Raw genomic sequence first — 16866 nt, 5'->3', positions numbered from 1 at the left:
CCTGAGAATGAAAAAAGTAGCTGAATCAAAAAACCTCTCTCTGGTTTTACTACCTAAAAACGTCCGTCTCCAAGTCGGCTTCGGTGTACAGACAAGTCTGAAGTAGTTTACGAATCTGGTTTTTACCCCACCCTAACCCTCCCCTTGTAAAGGGGAGGGAACTAGATTTCTTTTTTCCCCCCTTTCCAAGGGGGGATTAAGGGGGGTAATTCGACTTGTGTATACACCGTAGCCGAGTCGGAGAGAGAGAATTGAGCTTTAATTTAAGGCTGCGAGAGGTTTGTCTAACTCACGTTAAATTATCCCAAACCGAATAGTTTAGAAATCGCAGGCAATAATTTATTAGTCGCTTCCACCAGAGAAGCAACAGCAGGTAAGCCTGTAAATATCCCTTTCAACATGGTGATTGCAGTTTTTGCTGTCTTCTGCTTAGTGGATTCTTGAGGATTTTTACCCGCTTCTGCCAAAGTGTTTACCTGTTCTAGCGCTTCGGTTTTGTCTTCTTCTGATAAATATGTGGATTGGATGATTGCATCTTGCAACTGCGACAATAATTCTTTAATTCCTGGTTTCTCGGCATCGGTTGCATCAGGTAACTGATTGAGGGCAATACTCACATTACCGCTAATGGTTCCTAGATTAGCAATAGAATTATTGCCAGCGATACCGCTAACATTACTGCTACCTTCAATATTGATGCCGCTGATATCTGACATGTTGGTATTTCCTTGTGTATAAAATTTAGGCTGCTTGAGAGCAGTATCTACCATATTTTCTAAACTAATAATGCGCTGATCTTTTTCTACAAGTAATAATTGCTGACTCTGCGATAAAGCTTTGAGTTGATTATAATCATCAAAATATTCTGCACTGAGTTGAGATTTATCGATACCTGCGGCGGTTTTGGCTCTGAGCAAGATTTTATCATCGCCGCGTTTCTCCATTGCCACGATTTCTAACTCGGCTTCGGGATGGTTTTCGGCAAGATTTTTGAAAGCTATGGCAACAGCGCGGGGGTCAACGCCTTGATTATGGTAAAGGTCGAGGGTGTCAAAAATTGGCTTGATAAAGTTGGCAAAATCCCCGTCTGCAAATACCTCTTGTTTATTATCAGGTTTGCGGAGCGGGTCGGGGTCTTCTTTGGTGGGTAAGCGCATAAAGACATATTCACACCTTACCCCATGCAATTTAGTTGTATTTGTAATGCCCCAATCTTCGATGTACGCGCCGGTGAGGGTTGCACCTGTTAAATCGGTGCCGTCTAGTTGCGTTTGCTTTAGTTTTGCTCTTGACAAATTGGCATCTTGCAAATTGGCTTCACTGAGGTCAGCGCCAATAAAGCTGGCATCTGCTAAATTTGCTTTTTGTAAGTTGATACCCCGCAGGTTTTCACGGTAAAAATTCTTATCCTGTCCCTGTCCTGTAACCAGCAGTTGACGTACTTGTGAGTTTTGAAGATAAGTTGAGCCAGGACGAACACGGTCAAGCATTTTGGCTTGATACCAACGGCTACAGATAAGAATAGTGTTTCGGAAATCTGTACTTTTGAGTGTGGCTTGGGTGAAATCAGCATTGGTTAAATTAGCGCCACGAAAACTTGTACCTCCTGTTGCAGCAAAAGCGATCGCTATATTACGAACCAAAGACAAAGAGTGCTTTTGATCTCCTTTCATAGCTCGCCAACTGATGTAAATGCTAACTAATGTTCCGGCTACGGCTACGGCTGCGGCTCTAGCTCCGGTTCTGGCTGCGGCTACGGCTGCGGCTATGGCTGCGGCTATGGCTCCGGCTATGGCTATGGCTGCGGCTATAACTCCAGCTATGGCTGCGGCTCCGAGTATGACCCCGGTTACGGTTCCGGCTCCGGCTAGGGTTCCGGCTATGACTACGGCGAACACTACGGCGAGGGCTACGGCTAAGGCTCCTAAACCAGCTGCTACTCCTTGGCGAATTGTGATGAAGAAAAAGGCAATTAATACGATTAGGGCAGCCCAGCCGGCAATCTGAAACTCTAAGCCGGAAGTATCAAATATTCGTGATACCAAATAACCGTTGACAGCCCATAAAAATCCTGAAAGTCCCGACAACAGCCACGAGACAAGGACTAGGAGAATTGCCCAATGTAGTTGCAGTCCAGCTTTGGCATGGCTGAAGTTTGCACCTGTTAAATTAGCATTGGTGAAGTTTGCCCCTCGGATATCGGCATAGCTAAAGTTTGCACCCGCAAGGTCTTGTCTACCTTTGAAGTTGCGTCCTCGAAGATTTTGACCGGAGAAGTCTAAAGCCATGTTTCACTTTACGGAGGTGAGCAAATTTTACTACACGCTCACTCCTGTAAATTCAGGAATGGTTAGATATATTTGTTAGTTGAGGCTAAAAGGCGCAACTTCGAGGATAAAAGGTGCAACTTCGAGCCTCAGAAGGTCATCGTTGAGCCTCAGAAGGTCATCGTTGAGCCTCAGAAGGTCAACGTTGAGGTTAAAAGCCGCAACTTCGAGGATCAAAGGTGCAACTTCGAGGCTCAGAAGGTCAACGTCGAGCTTCAGAAGGTCAACGTCGAGCTTCAAAGGCTCATTTTTGCACTTACTTTTATATTAAAACTCGATGTGCGACTTAATATTTTGACCTCTCTCCAAACCTCTCTCCTAAAAGGAGAGAGGCTTTGATTTTTGCTCCCCTTCCCTACAAGGGAAGGGGTTGGGGGTTAGGTTTGCGTCTAAGTGGGCAGCTAGAGAACCGTGAGATACTGCGCCGATGAAATTTGCAAGGCGATCGCTGCTTTGGGTGTGTGGGTTAGATGCTGGTAATTTTTGGGTACGTGCAAGTTGTTGAACATACTGCAACACGTCTTTTAGGTGTTGCTCTGGCAGTTGTTCAATAGCGTCAAAGATAGCTTGTTTCGTTGTCATCGCAATAGCTCAATGTCGCTTTCAGGTTGTTAATATTTTATCTGCTAAACTGCGGTTCGCTCACGCCCAGAAGCTATAGCCGAGTCTATTATGTGGATATAGGCACTGCATAACAACTTGCATTACAGGAAATACTCATGGAACGTTCAAAATTAATTGCTATTCTTACAGGTGCGATTTCGATCATTTTAGCGATCGCTTACCTCATCGTAGTCCAACTCCTGGACTACCGAGACATGAAACCCGCCCCCATCAGCCAAGTTGACTCACCACCTGCCATTACTATCTCTCACTGGCAGGTTGACAAAATCACCCAAATATAAATTATCTTTAGTCGATTTGTAGAGACGCAATCAATCGCGTCTCTTGTCATTTATATGAATTGATAAAACTAATGATAACTATTGATTCATCCCTCATTCGATGCATAGATAAGAATAAATACCTATTATTCATTGTTGAAATAGTTGATTATATAAGAAATAATTAGAGTTATTATCCTAAATTTATTTAATTAACTAATTCCATTTTGACAGATATAACGGTAAGCTGTTTCTAACAAAATTAAATAAACATAAATTTGTATGTTCTGCGTAGGCGTCGTCCGTCGTAGACATCCCTGGGTTAACTGGGATCAACGCCAGTTGACTCAAAACCCATAATTTTTGATGACAAATTTAGAGGTAAGTTAATGGCTCAGTTTCTACTAGAGACTGTTTGGCTAGTTCCGTGCTATGCCTTAATAGGTGGTTTGTTAGCCGTCCCTTGGTCGCCAGGGATCATTCGGAAAACGGGGCCAAGACCGGCGGGTTATGTAAATTTGGTGATGACATTTTTGGCGTTTGTACATAGTGCGATCGCCTTACAAGCAACTTGGAATTATCCAGCCCAAGAAGTATTTATTCCGTGGTTATCTACGGCTGGTTTAGATTTAACCATTGCTTTGGATATATCCTCAGTCAGCGTCAGCGCTTTAGTTGTGATTACTGGCTTGAATTTGCTGGCGCAGATTTATGCGATCGGCTACATGGAAATGGATTGGGGTTGGGGACGCTTCTATTCTTTATTAGGATTATTTGAAGCGGGATTATGTGCCCTTGCTTTGTGTAATAACTTGTTCTTCAGCTATGTAATTTTGGAAGTCCTGACGCTGGGAACCTATCTACTAGTCGGCTTATGGTTTAGCCAGCCGTTGGTAGTTTCAGGTGCAAGAGATGCGTTTTTAACTAAACGGGTGGGAGACTTATTCTTGTTGATGGGCGTGTTGGCATTATGGCCTTTAGCTGGAACTTGGAATTATACAGAATTAGCTGAATGGGCGGCTACTGCTAACGTCAACCCGACAACTATGGCGCTGGTAAGTTTAGCTTTAATTGCTGGGCCGATGGGTAAATGTGCCCAATTTCCCCTGCATTTATGGCTAGATGAAGCGATGGAAGGCCCTGTTCCCAGTACGATTTTGCGGAACTCGGTAGTAGTAGCTAGTGGTGCATGGGTGCTGATTAAATTGCAACCTGTGTTAACCATCTCGCCTATCGCTTCCTCGGCGATGGTTGCGATTGGTGCGGTGACAGCCGTGGGTGCTTCGTTAATTGCGATCGCTCAAATCGATATGAAACGCTGTCAATCCTATTCTGTCAGCGCATACATGGGTTTAATATTCATCGCCGTGGGAGTGCGACAAGACGAAGCGGCGCTATTGTTAGTCCTCACCCACGCCATATCCGCAGCACTATTGGTGATGAGTACGGGCGGAATTATCTGGAATAGCATCACCCAAGACGTAACCCAAATGGGTGGACTGTGGAAGCGTCGCCCGATTTCTGCGATCGCCTTTATTGTCGGCAGTTTGGGGTTAATTGGTTTTCCACCACTGGGTAGCTTTTGGGCGCTGATGGAATTAGCAGATGGGTTGTGGGAAACTCAACCTTGGTTAGTGGGAGTAATAGTCGCGGTAAATGCTTTGACAGCCGTGAGTTTAACCAGAGAATTCGTTTTAGTTTTTGGCGGTAAAGCTACACAAATGACAGAGCGATCGCCTGAAGCTCACTGGCCGATGATTCTGCCGATGATGATTCTACTTGGCTTTAATCTACATCTTCCTTTCATCTTACAAAATTTATCACTTTTACCAGATTGGGCAAGCCTAAATAAAGATGTCGCACTACTTTTAAATTGGTCGAGTATTTTCGGTTGTAGCATCACTGGCATAATTTATTTAAGCAACATTCCTAAACCGATTCGCCTCCCTTGGAAAGGGTTACAAGACTTAATCGCATACGACTTTTATACCCCCAAACTCTATAAAATGACCATAATTTTTGGAGTTGCCAAAATTTCCCAACTTGCCGATATGATTGACCGCTTTGTAGTCGATGGCATCGTTAATTTCGTTGGTTTATTTTCGCTATTAGGTGGTGAAGGTCTCAAATACAGCAACTCTGGACAAACCCAGTTTTATGCACTCACTGTTCTTCTAGGAGTGAGTCTTTTAGGAATGTGGGTAACTTGGCCATTTTGGGGAATGCAATTTTTAAATATGGTTTTTCAAATCTCGACAATTGGATAGCAGTAACTATCCTACAAAAAGCTAACAGTTTAATATTGTGAGGAGAATTTCGTGAGCAGACAACATCCCCAAATCAATCTTTCCAGAAGAGGTTTATTGAAGTTTGGTGCAGGTGCGATCGGTACAGGTGTATTGACTGCCGGACTTACCTCAAACTTACTTGCAGCCGAAAAAAAAGCCCCAGCAGAAGATGAGATTACCCCCGACAAGGCATTGCAAGAATTATTAGATGGTAATGAAAGATTTGTTCAAGCAAAACGTCGCAATCCTAACCAAACTCATTCACGTTTAGTCGAAGTTGCCAAAGGTCAAAAGCCCTTTGCTTCTATTTTAGGCTGTGCAGATTCACGAGTACCTTCAGAGATTGTTTTTGACCAAGGACTTGGAGATTTATTTGTCTGCCGGATAGCTGGTAATATTGCCACAACACAGCAAATTGGTAGCTTAGAATTTGGCAGCTTAGTATTAGGTACTAAAGTCATCCTGGTAATGGGTCATGAAAGATGTGGTGCGGTAGAGGCCGCAATTAAAGGTGCTGAAGTGCCAGGGCGAATTGGAAGTTTACTTGAAGCAATTAAACCAAGTGTAGAAAGCTCAAAAGATAAAGAGGGAGATAAGTTAGAAAACGCTTGTAAAGCAAATATTTTAGCGCAAGTTAAAAAGTTGAAATCATCGACAGTTTTATCTGAATTAATCAAGGCAGAAAAACTGAAAATAGTCGGTGGTTATTACGATTTAGATACTGGAAAAATCAGTATAGTAAGTTAGCTTTTTTGTCCTTTGTGATTAGTCACTTGTACTGAGTTTCGACTGCGCTCAACTACCGCGCAGTCTTGGCGCAGCCTCTCAAAGAGTTGTATTGGTCATTGGCTAAGAATAAGTCATCAAGAACAAAAGACAAAAGACAAATAACAAAGAACAAAGGACAAAATTACTATGTTAAGTGTCTTGATTTGGCTCCCGATTTTTGCTGCTATTCTCGTAGCAATATTACCTGTAAGCATACCTAAGAATCGCATTCGTTTAATAGCATTAATCTTTTCAGGAATAGTTCTCTTCTGGAACCTGTTTATCCTGCTAAAATTTGATATCAGCAATCCAGGAATGCAATTTAAAGAGTATTTACCTTGGAATGAAACCCTTGGTTTGAGCTATCAAATAGGTGTTGATGGTCTTTCTATCTTGATGTTGGTGTTAAATAGCCTGCTCACCTGGATTGCTATTTACAGCAGTAGTAAAGAAACTGAACGTCCCCGGCTGTTCTACTCCATGATTTTATTAGTTAGTGGAGGAGTTGCAGGTGCTTTTCTAGCAGAGAATTTGCTGCTATTCTTCCTATTTTACGAACTAGAATTAATCCCCTTCTATTTGCTAATTTCCATTTGGGGAGGTGCAAAACGGGGTTATGCTGGAATGAAATTCCTGATTTATACTGCTGTTTCGGGAGCCTTAATTCTAGCGACATTCTTGGGTATGGTGTGGCTGAGTGGTTCTACCAATTTTGCTTTTGATGCCGTCTCTACAGAAAATCTGTCAACAGCAAAACAAATCCTTTTACTAGCAGGAATAGTTTTAGGTTTTGGCATTAAAATACCCTTAATTCCCTTCCATACTTGGCTACCCGATGCTTACGTTGAGGCTTCAGCACCAATCGCCATTCTTCTCGGTGGCGTGTTGGCAAAGCTGGGAACCTATGGACTGCTGCGATTTGGGTTAGGTATGTTTCCCCACGCTTGGAGCATTATTGCACCGACTTTAGCAATGTGGGGAGCAATCAGCGCCATCTATGGGGCAGTAATTGCGATCGCTCAAACAGATATCAAGCGCATGGTAGCATACAGTTCCGTTGGTCACATGGGCTATATCTTGCTAGCTGGTGCCGCTAGTACTCCCTTAGCACTCGTTGGTGCAGTCGCCCAAATGTTCAGCCACGGTATCATCCTGGCGATTCTCTTCCACTTGGTGGGAGTCGTGGAAGCCAAAGTCGGTACACGCGAGTTAGATAAACTCAATGGTTTAATGAGTCCTATACGCGGTATACCCTTAATTAGCGCTTTATTAGTTTTAAGTGGAATGGCTAGCGCAGGTATTCCCGGTTTAACAGGATTTATTGCCGAATTTCTCGTCTTTCAAGGTAGTTTCTCTGCCTTTCCCATCCCGACAATTTTGTGTGTAGTCGCTAGTGGATTAACCGCAGTTTATTTTGTCATCCTCCTCAACCGCACCTGTTTTGGCAGACTCGATAACTTCGCTTACTATCCCAAAGTTCTTTGGTCTGAGAAAATACCAGCTTTAATTTTGGCAGCTTTCATCATCTTTTTGGGAGTACAACCCACTTGGTTAGTGCGTTGGAGTGAATCCACAACTACAACAATGGTGGCTGCAATTCCCTCTTTAGAAAAAACCGTAATCTCTGAAGTAGCACTGAAATAGAAAATACATCAAAACACTTGTAGAGACGGCGATTTATCGCGTCTCAAAATCTATCCCCCCAAACGCGATAAATTGCGTTTCAAAACCTATCCCCCAGACGCGATAAATCGCGTCTCTACCAATTTACGATTACTATGACAGCAATTAAAACAGCAATTAAATTACCCCCTTCAAAACACGAATTTGCCGAAGTAATTCACCGCTTAGAAGCAGGCGGTGCAATGTTACCCGATACTCCAGAAAATTTGATGCAAATTATCGGTTTATATAAAGCTTATGCTGTACCGATGGATTTCTACTGGCGTGACCTACTTTATATTGCCGAACGCGAATTTTTAAACCCGCTTCCCTTCTTTAAATACTTCTTGCCCAAAGAGTATTTAGAACTGCATAATCATTACGCCGGCGATGATGCCGATTTACGAATTTGGCGTGGCGAAGCTACTGCACATCCAGAACTTTTGGCATTTATCGAAAAAGGTGAAACTTTCAAAATGCCGAAGTTATTGCATCACTTGTTCCACGATCGCATTAACATGGAATTTGCGGAAGCTTGTATGCGGGCGATGTTGTGGCACAGAGGGATGGGTGGACAATTTGACCCTTATCTAGATTCTGAAGAATACAAAGCCAACGCCGATAAGGCAATTAAAGCTTACTTCCAAGGGAACCCAGTCATGCTGGGACTTTACAAGCTGTTTCCCGATATGTTTTTGGAACAGTGCCGCCAGATGTCATACTACGCTAATCTGGGCTTATTCTGGGAAGTCATGGCCCCGGTATTCTTTGAAATGTCCGATCGCTATGACGAAGGTACCATTAGCAGCGTCCCAGAGGCAATGAGTTTTTTAGTTAATGGTATATTTGCGATCGCAGGTCGTCCCATTTACCATCACGTTTATATTCGTGGTGAATGCTACGAAATTGTGCCCAAATCCAAGGGTTTCATGTGGTTATATGAAGCTGCATTACCTTACGTAGAAGCAGTTTTCTACCGCACTGCACCCTTCCGAGGAACAAAATCTTATAATGCTCAAGCGCGTCAAGTACCAGAAGACCAGAAAGATTTTCACTATGGTATTCTTTACGCTGATGTGTTTCCAGTCGGTACTGCTGGCATTCCTCCCACATTATTAATGCAAGATATGTTGCATTTTTTGCCACCATATCTTATTGATTACTACAGCCAACATTGCCGGGGTGAAGAAGATATGTTGATTCAGTTGGGAGTTAGTTTTCAACGGTCAATGTATTGTGTTACTTCTGCGGTAATTCAAGCTTTACGAACTGCACTTTTATATCCTTTAGATGACCAAAATCCCAAGCATTTACAAGCTAATCGAGACTTTTTTGAAATGCAGCTAAATCGCTTTACTCGTGCTGACTACAATATTCGTGATGCTGCTCGTTTAGGAAGCATTCAAAGTCAAGATTATCGATAAGATATCTCCACCTAAAACCTTTGTAGAGACGTATCACTGCTACGTCTCTACATTTTTTTGCAAATGACTTGGAGATGCGATCGCTAATAAAGCAATACGGTTCAGTTAAGCCTAAAACTCTTTGTCAAAGTCAATTTTTTTTAACGAACCGCCAAGGACGCCAAGGACGCAAAGAGAAGAAAGAAATGCTTAACTGAACTGTATTGGCTAATAAAGAGATGCCAACACTTTATCAGCTGCTGCCCGGAATGCAGTTGCCGCACCAGCACTCATATCCCGTGGCGCACAGATGCGATTTCTCACATAGGCCAGTGTGATAGCACCAACCGCAGCCGCAGTGGGGTCGGCATTATCTTTACCACCCACACGTCCCCACGGTAATGCTGCACCATTGCCATTGATAAGATAGTCAGCCAGCAATCTGAGGTGAAAATCAACCGCTTCTTTAACGGCTGTTGTGTCGCCATTGACCGCCAATGCTTGCACCCCGGAGTTTTTCAGAATATCTCCTAAAGCAACTTCTCGGTTATCAGTCAACCTTTCAGCCGCTTCTGCCCGAAATTGGATTTCTTGGCTAATAGCCGGGTCAGGTGGCGAAGGATTGCCGATTGGTGTCACGCCCCACCGACGACGCAAAAGTAAATTGTTGGTGGTATCATCCGATTTGACGCGGTGATAAGCGGGACGCTGTTTGAGCGCTTCAAACCAAGCGTTAATCCGAGGATAGCGGGGATTTCCCTTGAGTTGATATCCCCGATAAACGGGTAAGTTAGCCGCCAATCTGTCTAAATGGGGACTATAGGTAATATCTACGACGCTAAATGTTGACAAAAAGTAGGGGCCAGGATACTTTCCGAGAAGTTGCTCTAGTTCGTCTAATTTCGCTTCAAAAGCTGCTTGTAAGCTTGCTAATTCATGCGGATCTTCTGGGGGTTGTCTGAGAAATTTGTAGGCGATATCTCTCACACCATTGGTTTCAGCATCCTCAAGCCACTGTCTTGCAACGGTGTTTTCCTCTGGGTCTTCAGGAAGCAAGGTTGGCCCAAATCTTTCTTCTAAGGCTAACAGAATATCTTTGGATTCATAAACTAACTTGTCTTCAATTTTTGCAGCAGGGACAAGGGTTGTAGGCACTAAATCGGTATACCATTTAGGCTTGTTAGTCAAGTCGATAAACTCTGTTGCAAAGGGAATTTCTTTTTCTTCGAGAGCAAACCAAACCCGTTCGCAAAATGGACACCAAGAGTTAGTATCGCGGTAGAGCAGTACTGGCGGTTCTGTGTCTGGTGGCAGTTTATGAAGACTGCTAGGAATGGGAGCGGTAGAAGGAGATTGCCCTGGTCTACGCACCCGTCGAGCCGGGGTATTTTTTTGGGCAATTTCTAACAGTTGTTCCCAATTAGATACTGTGTCTTGAATTGACATATTTCACCTTAATTTAAGTTAATTTTGTTTCCACAAATGAGTCAGAGTGATTTATAAAGTAAATATAAGTAGTGGCGTGGCAAGGCTAAATTGCTGCAAAAAAATTGTAGGTTGAGTTGAGGAACGAAACCCAATACTCCGATCAATGTTTGGTTGAGCAAAGCGAAACTCAACCTACATCTATTTTTAAATAGATAAAAAGCTAAATTTTTGAATTCCAATCATTAACTACTGTAAATAAGTGTATTTGCCGGAGTTAATAGTGATTATCACATGAAAATAGTTTGAAAGCAAGATTTAATATATCTGTTTTTTGACTTACTTAAGCCGTCAAAATCAGAAAAATCTCTATCAATTTGAGTCATAGACAGGATAGAAAGCTTAAATCAAAAAATACACTTATTCGTTTAAGTGTATAAAGTCAAGCTAATATCTGCTAGTAATCTAAAATACTTGCAATTTCATCGAGTGTAGCCCAAGAGTGAAGCACCCCATCCAATGAAAGCGCTACCAAAGACTAGCCATGCAGCATTGATGCGAAAGTGAATAGCTAAAATGGCTGAGACGATCGCGATCGCTAAACCGAGAAAATCTACAAATGGGGCTTGTGGTAATGTTAAAGTCGCTGTTCCCAGTTGCAGAGTAGTCACAACCATTAGGGCTACAGCACTAACATTCACAGCATCCAAAAATGCTCTAGTCCAAGAAGAGGCTCGTAAACGGGGGATTAGGGGATTTAGGGTAGCAACGAAAACAAAAGAAGGTAGAAAAATTCCAATGGTGGCAACAATTGCACCAGGTATGCCAGCAATGAGATAACCGATAAACGTAGCGGTGGAAAGTACTGGCCCAGGGGTAAATTGACCAATTGCGATCGCATCTAATAACTGCTGTTGTGTCAGCCAGCCGTATTCTTGAACTAATCCCCCTTGCAGAAAAGCCACCAACAGGTAGCCACCACCAAACAAGACACTACCAACTTTCAGAAAAAACCAACCCAACTGCCATAGAGAAACGTTGGCTACAGTCGATGCAGTAGCTACTGATGCCGCAAGTACAGCGGATGCTTTCAAGGTTGCACCTGTGCTGAGACTAGCAATCAGAAAGTTGGCTTTATCTCCTGGTTTGTCGTTTTTATCGCCAGAATGTAACCAAACCATACCCAGCAATCCCCCAATTAATAGGGCAATTACTTCATTTAATTTCAATAACAATGTTAGCAATGCCACAGCGAAAGCAATTACTAGTAATTGGCGAGTTTTCACAGCCTTTTTGGCCAAGCCCCACAGGGCATTGATGATGATTGCTAAAACAGCCGGTTTAATGCCATAAAGTAAGGGAGCAATTTGGGGTAGAGTACCGTAGGCAACATAAACCCAAGCAAACCCACCAGTAATTAGAACCGCAGGTAAGACGAAACAAACGCCTGACACAATCAGCCCCAGCCATCCTGCATAGATGTATCCTATGTGGATAGCCATTTCTGTGGAATTGGGCCCAGGAATTAGGTTAGTTGCGCCCAGCAAATCTAGAAAATGCTCCCTTGTCAACCATTGACGCCGCTTAACCACTTCATCTTCAATCATGGCAATATGGGCAACCGGGCCTCCAAAGCCGATGACACCCAATTTAAAAAACAAGTTGGCGAGTTCACCCAAACGACTTGGTGCTGAGTTAGTCATTTTTGCTTGGCAATATACTTTTCAAGTAGGAATTGCTTGAGGTGGGGTTGTTCTAAATTTAAACCAAGCTCTTGAGCTTTCTGACTAATTTCCTCATAAGTCAGACCTTCACTAATAGCATTGGCAATCAAGGCGATACCACCAGCCCTTGCTCCAGCAGCACAGTGAATTAAAATTGGTTTGGGTAAGTTCTCAATTTCCTGAATTGCTAAATCTGTTTGCTCTTGATTTGCTTCTGAAGGCTTTAATGGCACATTAGCATATTGCAGTCCAGCCGCTTGAGCTTGCTGCTGTTCGTCACTGAGAAAACCTGGTTCATCGGGAAAACGCAGGTTCAGCACTGACTTAAATCCCTCTTGGGCTGCCTGTTTTAACTCTTCAGAAGTTAGTTGTCCAGCAGCGCTCAAGTCGTCACTAACTTTTTTAGTGTTGCTCATAATCTTTAAAAACACTATTCCGATAGCTTTATAGTAGTTTATTCTGTAGACTATTTATTTATAGAGCAATTTTCGTAGGATGCTTTCGCCTAAAATGCAAATGCCTTGACCGAGGTAAAGAATACTGACGCAAAGCAGCTTCTATTTCTTGAATGACATGAAAATCACGGTTTTCTCGCAGCATCAATTTTCCCAGTCTTGCCATCAGTCTTTCAGCACTAGCACTACTGTATAAATAATTGATCGCTTCAACGAAATAATCAGACTCAAAAGGCTGCGATTGCTCGGCTTAAATTTAAAAAGCCCTGATAAAAGTTCAGGGCTTTGATTTATATGCGGTTTATTAAATGCCAGCCTAAAATTTTTGCTAGCGCTTTTCTATAGAATTAATCATCCCTGAATCGCTTGCAGAAAGATAGCGGAGAACTACCCCTTTTCTACCTGGGTATCTATTTAATAAAGTCTTTAGATTTGTATATATTTCTACTATGCGATGGCCTACCCGCCCGCCGTAGGCGATCGCTTCTTGGTAAAATTCCCCTATCCTTTGGTATTTGGTTACACCACGGTAAATATGAATAGGTTATTACCATGAAAATGATGCAATTTAAATGACGATTAGCTTACTGGACATTAGGGCTGAACTTCGCGCAGCCGACGCTCCAGAAAGCGGCGTTCGCTGTCATTTGTAACCAGCATGAGCGCGATCGCGTAGCTCTCTGCGGCTGACGCTGAGGCTCCGATGCGGCGCAGCATCTCGGCACGGGTGGCGTGAAATAGATGGTAGTCATTAAGTTGGGAAGCAAGCCTATCAATGAGTCCGAGAGCCGTCTGAGGACTCTCTATCATTGAGATCGCCACCGCCCGGTTCAGCGACACAATCGGCGAGGGCTGCAAGCGTTCGAGCAAATCATAGAGGCGGACAATTTGTAACCAGTCCGTTTCTTCTGCTTGTGCTGCTTGACAATGTAGTGCCGCGATCGCTGCTTGTACTCCAAACGGGCCAGTTCCACCCCGCAGTGACTCCTCAACAAGCGGTAGCGCCTCAGCAATCTGCTGTTGGTTCCAGCGACGACGATCCTGATCTTCAAGCAACACCAGATCGCCCACCTCATCCAAACGGGCATCGCGCCGGGAGTCGTGCAGCAACATCAGCGCCAAGAGTGCAGTCACTTCTGAGGGCGGTTGCGGTGCCATCAACGTCCTCACGAGGCGACCCAGCCGAATCGCCTCTGTGCAGAGGTCAGCCCTCACCATCGTCTCGCCCCTAGTCGTCGCGTAGCCCTCATTGAAAATCAGATAGATCGCCGTCAGCACTGCATCTACCCGCACAGACAGATCGGTTGTTTCCGGCACTTTATAGGGAATACCTGCATCCCGAATCTTGCGCTTGGCGCGTACCAACCGTTGCGCCATCGTTGCCGTGGGCACGAGAAACGCCCGCGCAATTTCATCTGTCTCAAGTCCGCCCAGCAGCCGCAGCGTTAAAGCAACCTGCGCCTCGATCGCCAGTGCTGGGTGGCAGCAAGTAAAGATCAGCCGCAGCCGATCGTCTGGAATTTCGTCTGTATCGTAAGTTGGCTCCTCACGGGTTGGGATTAACCCGGAGGCGGCGTACCATTCCAATTTTTCCGTTAGGCGTGTCCGCCGTCGGAGGCGATCAATGGCTTTGGATCGGGCTGTTTTGACGATCCACGCACGGGGAAGATCGGGCACGCCGCTGGACTGCCATTGATTCACGGCGGCTATAAAGGCTTCCTGTACCGCTTCTTCAGCCACATCGAAATCCCCCACCAACCGGATGAGGATGGCGACGATCCGCCCCCATTCAGCCCGGTAAAGGGAGGCGATCGCTTGTTTTACGTCTGTTTTTGCGTTTGGGATCATACCTGAATTGAAGGGGGCAGGGGGCAGGAGGCAATTTTTATCTTTTCCTCGATAAAAATTTTTGGCGAGGTGTCGAATTGAGGCAGCACCGTTCGACTTACGAAAGAAGGGAACAAGGGAGGTATACCCCGATCGTACTAAACGATAAAAATTTTTGGCGGAGTGTCGATTTGAGCCAGCACCGTTCGACTTACTGACAAAGGGAAGTAACAACGGGAAATAAAGGAGGCAACCCCATGAAATATTTGCTGCTGATTTACCTGGAGGAAAATGCCCTGAGCCAAACCGAACGGGAAGATTGTTATGTAGAATCCGCGCAACTGGCACAACAACTCAACTCGAAGGGGCAGTATCTCGCGACCGCCCCACTTCACTCTGTGGCCACTGCAACCAGCGTTCGGGTGCGCGACGGCAAACCGCTAGTAACTGACGGGCCGTTTGCAGAAACCCGCGAACAATTGGGCGGTTTTTTTCTGATTAATGCTCAGGATCTCGACGAAGCGATCGCGATCGCCGCGAGGATTCCAGGCGCGCGCGTTGGCACTGTTGAAATTCGACCTGTGATTGAAGTTGCAGGTTTGCCAGAGAATTCGTAACTGCACCAACATCAACCCAAAAGGAGAGATGACAATGACAACTAAAAGCACGATCGCAACTAACGAAGTTCAGATTCGCCAACTAATTGCCGAGCAACAATGTGCTATCTCCGCCAAGGATGTTGAGCAAATCATGTCCCACTACGCCACCGAGGTCATCGTCTTCGATGTTAAACCTCCTTTCCAAACCCAAGGAAAAGATGCTTGGGGTCAAGTGTGGAAAGAATGTTTGCCTTACTTCCCCGACACCTTTGAGATTGAAACACGAGACCTGAAGATTACCGTCAGTGAAGACTTAGCGGTTGCACATTGGCTATTTCGCTTCACAGGAACCCAAGACCATCCGGCAATGCAGACGTGGATGCGCGTCACCGCTGTCTGCCAGAAAAATCAAGGCGAATGGCAGATATTACACGAACACCTCTCGGTTCCATTTGATCCAGAGACCTCTCAAGCTGTATTCACGTTAAACCCATAGCCCAATCTACTGAGCCAAGGCAATGAAACTCAATCCTTATCTCATGTTCAACGGCAACTGTGAGGCAGCGTTCAAGTTCTATGAACACTGTCTTGGCGGCAAAATTGTCATGATGCTCACGCACGGAGATGCGCCCTCAGCCGAGCATATACCTGCCGGATGGCATGACAAAATCATGCACGTCTGCCTCGATCTGGGCGATCGCCTCTTGATGGGGTCTGACAGCCCGCCTGGGTATTTTGAAACACCCCAAGGCTTCTACGTGCAAATCAGCGTTGACGAGCCAGGGGAGGCAGAACGCATCTTTCATATCCTGGCAGAAAACGGAAAAGTGAAGATGCCGATCGATCAAACCTTTTGGTCTGTCCGCTTTGGGATGTTGGTCGATCAATTCGGCATTCCGTGGATGGTCAACTGCCAGAAAACTGCTTGATTTGTGGGGAGGCGCCCATAAGCGGCTCCCCTGTAAAACTTCAGCGCTTCGCCAATCCTTCACTGTGCAATAATTCAAAAGAAGAATCCATGAGTACTCAAATTTTTGTTAATCTGCCAGTTAAAAACCTCAATCAATCGATCGAATTCTTTACTCAACTCGGCTTTGAGTTTAATCCTCAATTCACTGACGAAACTGCCACCTGTATGATTGTGTCCGAAAACATTTTCGTCATGCTCTTGACGTATGAAAAGTTTAAGACGTTTACTCCCAAAGAAATTTGTGATGCCACAAAAAGCACAGAAGTGCTTGTGTGTTTATCTTCTGATAGCCGAGAACAAGTTGATGAAATAGTTCGCAAGGCTGTCGCCGCTGGTGGAACAACCTACAATGAACCGCAAGATCACGGTTTTATGTATGGACATGGATTTGCTGACTTAGATGGCCACATTTGGGAAATTATCTACATGGAGCCAAGTGCAATAAATCAAGGTTGATTGCAGACATTGAAATAATGCTGCAAAGCAAAATTCCAAATTACAGCTATTTACTTGAAAATAGCTGTAATACACAAA

General features: G+C 44.4%; 16 protein-coding genes. 9 read left to right on the top strand and 7 right to left on the bottom strand.

What is annotated here, in order from left to right; genetic code table 11:
- Nucleotides 1-299 precede the first annotated feature (299 nt).
- The 3 genes from HWQ42_RS33610 to HWQ42_RS33600 form a co-directional block, all read right to left on the bottom strand.
- The gene (locus HWQ42_RS33610; protein ID WP_292819992.1) at nucleotides 300-2288 is read right to left on the bottom strand and encodes a pentapeptide repeat-containing protein; all 1989 of its coding nucleotides are present in this window, start codon (nucleotides 2286-2288) and stop codon (nucleotides 300-302) included.
- 75 nt (nucleotides 2289-2363) lie between these two features.
- A complete protein-coding gene (locus tag HWQ42_RS33605) occupies nucleotides 2364-2567 on the bottom strand; it encodes a hypothetical protein (RefSeq protein ID WP_292819989.1) in 204 nt (67 codons plus the stop codon).
- Nucleotides 2568-2645: 78 nt separating this feature from the next.
- The gene (locus HWQ42_RS33600; protein WP_292819986.1) at nucleotides 2646-2909 is read right to left on the bottom strand and encodes a hypothetical protein; all 264 of its coding nucleotides are present in this window, start codon (nucleotides 2907-2909) and stop codon (nucleotides 2646-2648) included.
- A gap of 137 nt (nucleotides 2910-3046) precedes the next feature.
- Here HWQ42_RS33600 and HWQ42_RS33595 point away from each other — a divergent pair, with 137 nt between their 5' ends.
- The 5 genes from HWQ42_RS33595 to HWQ42_RS33575 all read left to right on the top strand — a co-directional run bounded on the left by HWQ42_RS33595 (nucleotide 3047) and on the right by HWQ42_RS33575 (nucleotide 9353).
- On the top strand, nucleotides 3047-3232 hold the full coding sequence (locus HWQ42_RS33595; RefSeq protein WP_292740378.1) for a hypothetical protein: 186 nt from the start codon (nucleotides 3047-3049) through the stop codon (nucleotides 3230-3232).
- A gap of 368 nt (nucleotides 3233-3600) precedes the next feature.
- Nucleotides 3601-5478 (top strand): NAD(P)H-quinone oxidoreductase subunit F, encoded by a 1878-nt coding sequence (locus HWQ42_RS33590; protein WP_292819983.1) that lies wholly within the window; start codon nucleotides 3601-3603, stop codon nucleotides 5476-5478.
- Between the two features lie 51 nt (nucleotides 5479-5529).
- Nucleotides 5530-6246 (top strand): carbonic anhydrase, encoded by a 717-nt coding sequence (locus HWQ42_RS33585; RefSeq protein ID WP_292819980.1) that lies wholly within the window; start codon nucleotides 5530-5532, stop codon nucleotides 6244-6246.
- Nucleotides 6247-6414: 168 nt separating this feature from the next.
- A complete protein-coding gene (locus tag HWQ42_RS33580) occupies nucleotides 6415-7911 on the top strand; it encodes an NADH-quinone oxidoreductase subunit M (RefSeq protein WP_292819977.1) in 1497 nt (498 codons plus the stop codon).
- Nucleotides 7912-8045: 134 nt separating this feature from the next.
- Nucleotides 8046-9353, top strand: a complete 1308-nt coding sequence (locus tag HWQ42_RS33575) for a CO2 hydration protein (RefSeq protein ID WP_292740386.1) — start codon at nucleotides 8046-8048, stop codon at nucleotides 9351-9353.
- 207 nt (nucleotides 9354-9560) lie between these two features.
- Here the strand turns inward: HWQ42_RS33575 and HWQ42_RS33570 are convergent, their stop codons facing one another.
- From HWQ42_RS33570 to HWQ42_RS33555, 4 genes are all read right to left on the bottom strand, one after another.
- Entirely contained in the window at nucleotides 9561-10778 is a 1218-nt protein-coding gene (locus HWQ42_RS33570; protein WP_292819974.1) for a glutathione S-transferase family protein, read from the bottom strand.
- 461 nt (nucleotides 10779-11239) lie between these two features.
- Nucleotides 11240-12460 (bottom strand): chromate efflux transporter, encoded by a 1221-nt coding sequence (gene chrA / locus HWQ42_RS33565; RefSeq protein WP_292819971.1) that lies wholly within the window; start codon nucleotides 12458-12460, stop codon nucleotides 11240-11242.
- A complete protein-coding gene (locus tag HWQ42_RS33560; protein ID WP_292819968.1) occupies nucleotides 12457-12897 on the bottom strand; it encodes a sulfur transferase domain-containing protein in 441 nt (146 codons plus the stop codon). Before HWQ42_RS33560 ends, chrA begins: the two co-directional genes overlap by 4 nt.
- 633 nt (nucleotides 12898-13530) lie before the next feature.
- Nucleotides 13531-15111: an RNA polymerase sigma factor gene (locus tag HWQ42_RS33555; RefSeq protein ID WP_292819965.1), complete on the bottom strand. Its 1581-nt coding sequence runs from the start codon at nucleotides 15109-15111 to the stop codon at nucleotides 13531-13533.
- Between HWQ42_RS33555 and HWQ42_RS33550 the strand changes: the two genes are divergently transcribed.
- The 4 genes from HWQ42_RS33550 (at nucleotide 15021) to HWQ42_RS33535 (ending at nucleotide 16788) form a co-directional block, all read left to right on the top strand.
- Complete coding sequence (locus tag HWQ42_RS33550; RefSeq protein WP_292819962.1) at nucleotides 15021-15380, top strand: YciI family protein; 360 nt, start codon at nucleotides 15021-15023, stop codon at nucleotides 15378-15380. The two genes, HWQ42_RS33555 and HWQ42_RS33550, sit on opposite strands and share 91 nt — an antisense overlap.
- A gap of 34 nt (nucleotides 15381-15414) precedes the next feature.
- Complete coding sequence (locus tag HWQ42_RS33545; protein ID WP_292819959.1) at nucleotides 15415-15858, top strand: nuclear transport factor 2 family protein; 444 nt, start codon at nucleotides 15415-15417, stop codon at nucleotides 15856-15858.
- Nucleotides 15859-15880: 22 nt separating this feature from the next.
- Entirely contained in the window at nucleotides 15881-16291 is a 411-nt protein-coding gene (locus HWQ42_RS33540; protein WP_292819956.1) for a VOC family protein, read from the top strand.
- An 89-nt stretch (nucleotides 16292-16380) separates the two neighbouring features.
- Nucleotides 16381-16788 carry a VOC family protein gene (locus HWQ42_RS33535; RefSeq protein ID WP_292819953.1) on the top strand — a complete coding sequence of 136 codons (408 nt, stop codon included), beginning with the start codon at nucleotides 16381-16383 and terminating at the stop codon, nucleotides 16786-16788.
- Nucleotides 16789-16866 lie beyond the last annotated feature (78 nt).

It is taken from the genome of Nostoc sp. JL23, assembly GCF_017115065.1.
In the GTDB taxonomy this organism is placed as follows: domain Bacteria; phylum Cyanobacteriota; class Cyanobacteriia; order Cyanobacteriales; family Nostocaceae; genus Nostoc; species Nostoc punctiforme_A.
Note: the sequence above shows the minus strand (reverse complement) of the source record. Positions and strands in the feature narration are given on the sequence as shown.

Excerpts from the sequence above, each read along its gene's own strand:
- HWQ42_RS33570 (WP_292819974.1), bottom strand. The coding sequence starts at position 10,778 with ATGTCAATTCAAGACACAGTATCTAATTGGGAACAACTGTTAGAAATT.
- HWQ42_RS33590 (WP_292819983.1), top strand. The coding sequence starts at position 3,601 with ATGGCTCAGTTTCTACTAGAGACTGTTTGGCTAGTTCCGTGCTATGCC.
- HWQ42_RS33550 (WP_292819962.1), top strand. The coding sequence starts at position 15,021 with ATGAAATATTTGCTGCTGATTTACCTGGAGGAAAATGCCCTGAGCCAA.
- HWQ42_RS33560 (WP_292819968.1), bottom strand. The coding sequence starts at position 12,897 with ATGAGCAACACTAAAAAAGTTAGTGACGACTTGAGCGCTGCTGGACAA.
- HWQ42_RS33575 (WP_292740386.1), top strand. The coding sequence starts at position 8,046 with ATGACAGCAATTAAAACAGCAATTAAATTACCCCCTTCAAAACACGAA.
- HWQ42_RS33610 (WP_292819992.1), bottom strand. The coding sequence starts at position 2,288 with ATGGCTTTAGACTTCTCCGGTCAAAATCTTCGAGGACGCAACTTCAAA.
- HWQ42_RS33580 (WP_292819977.1), top strand. The coding sequence starts at position 6,415 with ATGTTAAGTGTCTTGATTTGGCTCCCGATTTTTGCTGCTATTCTCGTA.
- HWQ42_RS33595 (WP_292740378.1), top strand. The coding sequence starts at position 3,047 with ATGGAACGTTCAAAATTAATTGCTATTCTTACAGGTGCGATTTCGATC.
- chrA (WP_292819971.1), bottom strand. The coding sequence starts at position 12,460 with ATGACTAACTCAGCACCAAGTCGTTTGGGTGAACTCGCCAACTTGTTT.
- HWQ42_RS33600 (WP_292819986.1), bottom strand. The coding sequence starts at position 2,909 with ATGACAACGAAACAAGCTATCTTTGACGCTATTGAACAACTGCCAGAG.
- HWQ42_RS33535 (WP_292819953.1), top strand. The coding sequence starts at position 16,381 with ATGAGTACTCAAATTTTTGTTAATCTGCCAGTTAAAAACCTCAATCAA.
- HWQ42_RS33540 (WP_292819956.1), top strand. The coding sequence starts at position 15,881 with ATGAAACTCAATCCTTATCTCATGTTCAACGGCAACTGTGAGGCAGCG.
- HWQ42_RS33545 (WP_292819959.1), top strand. The coding sequence starts at position 15,415 with ATGACAACTAAAAGCACGATCGCAACTAACGAAGTTCAGATTCGCCAA.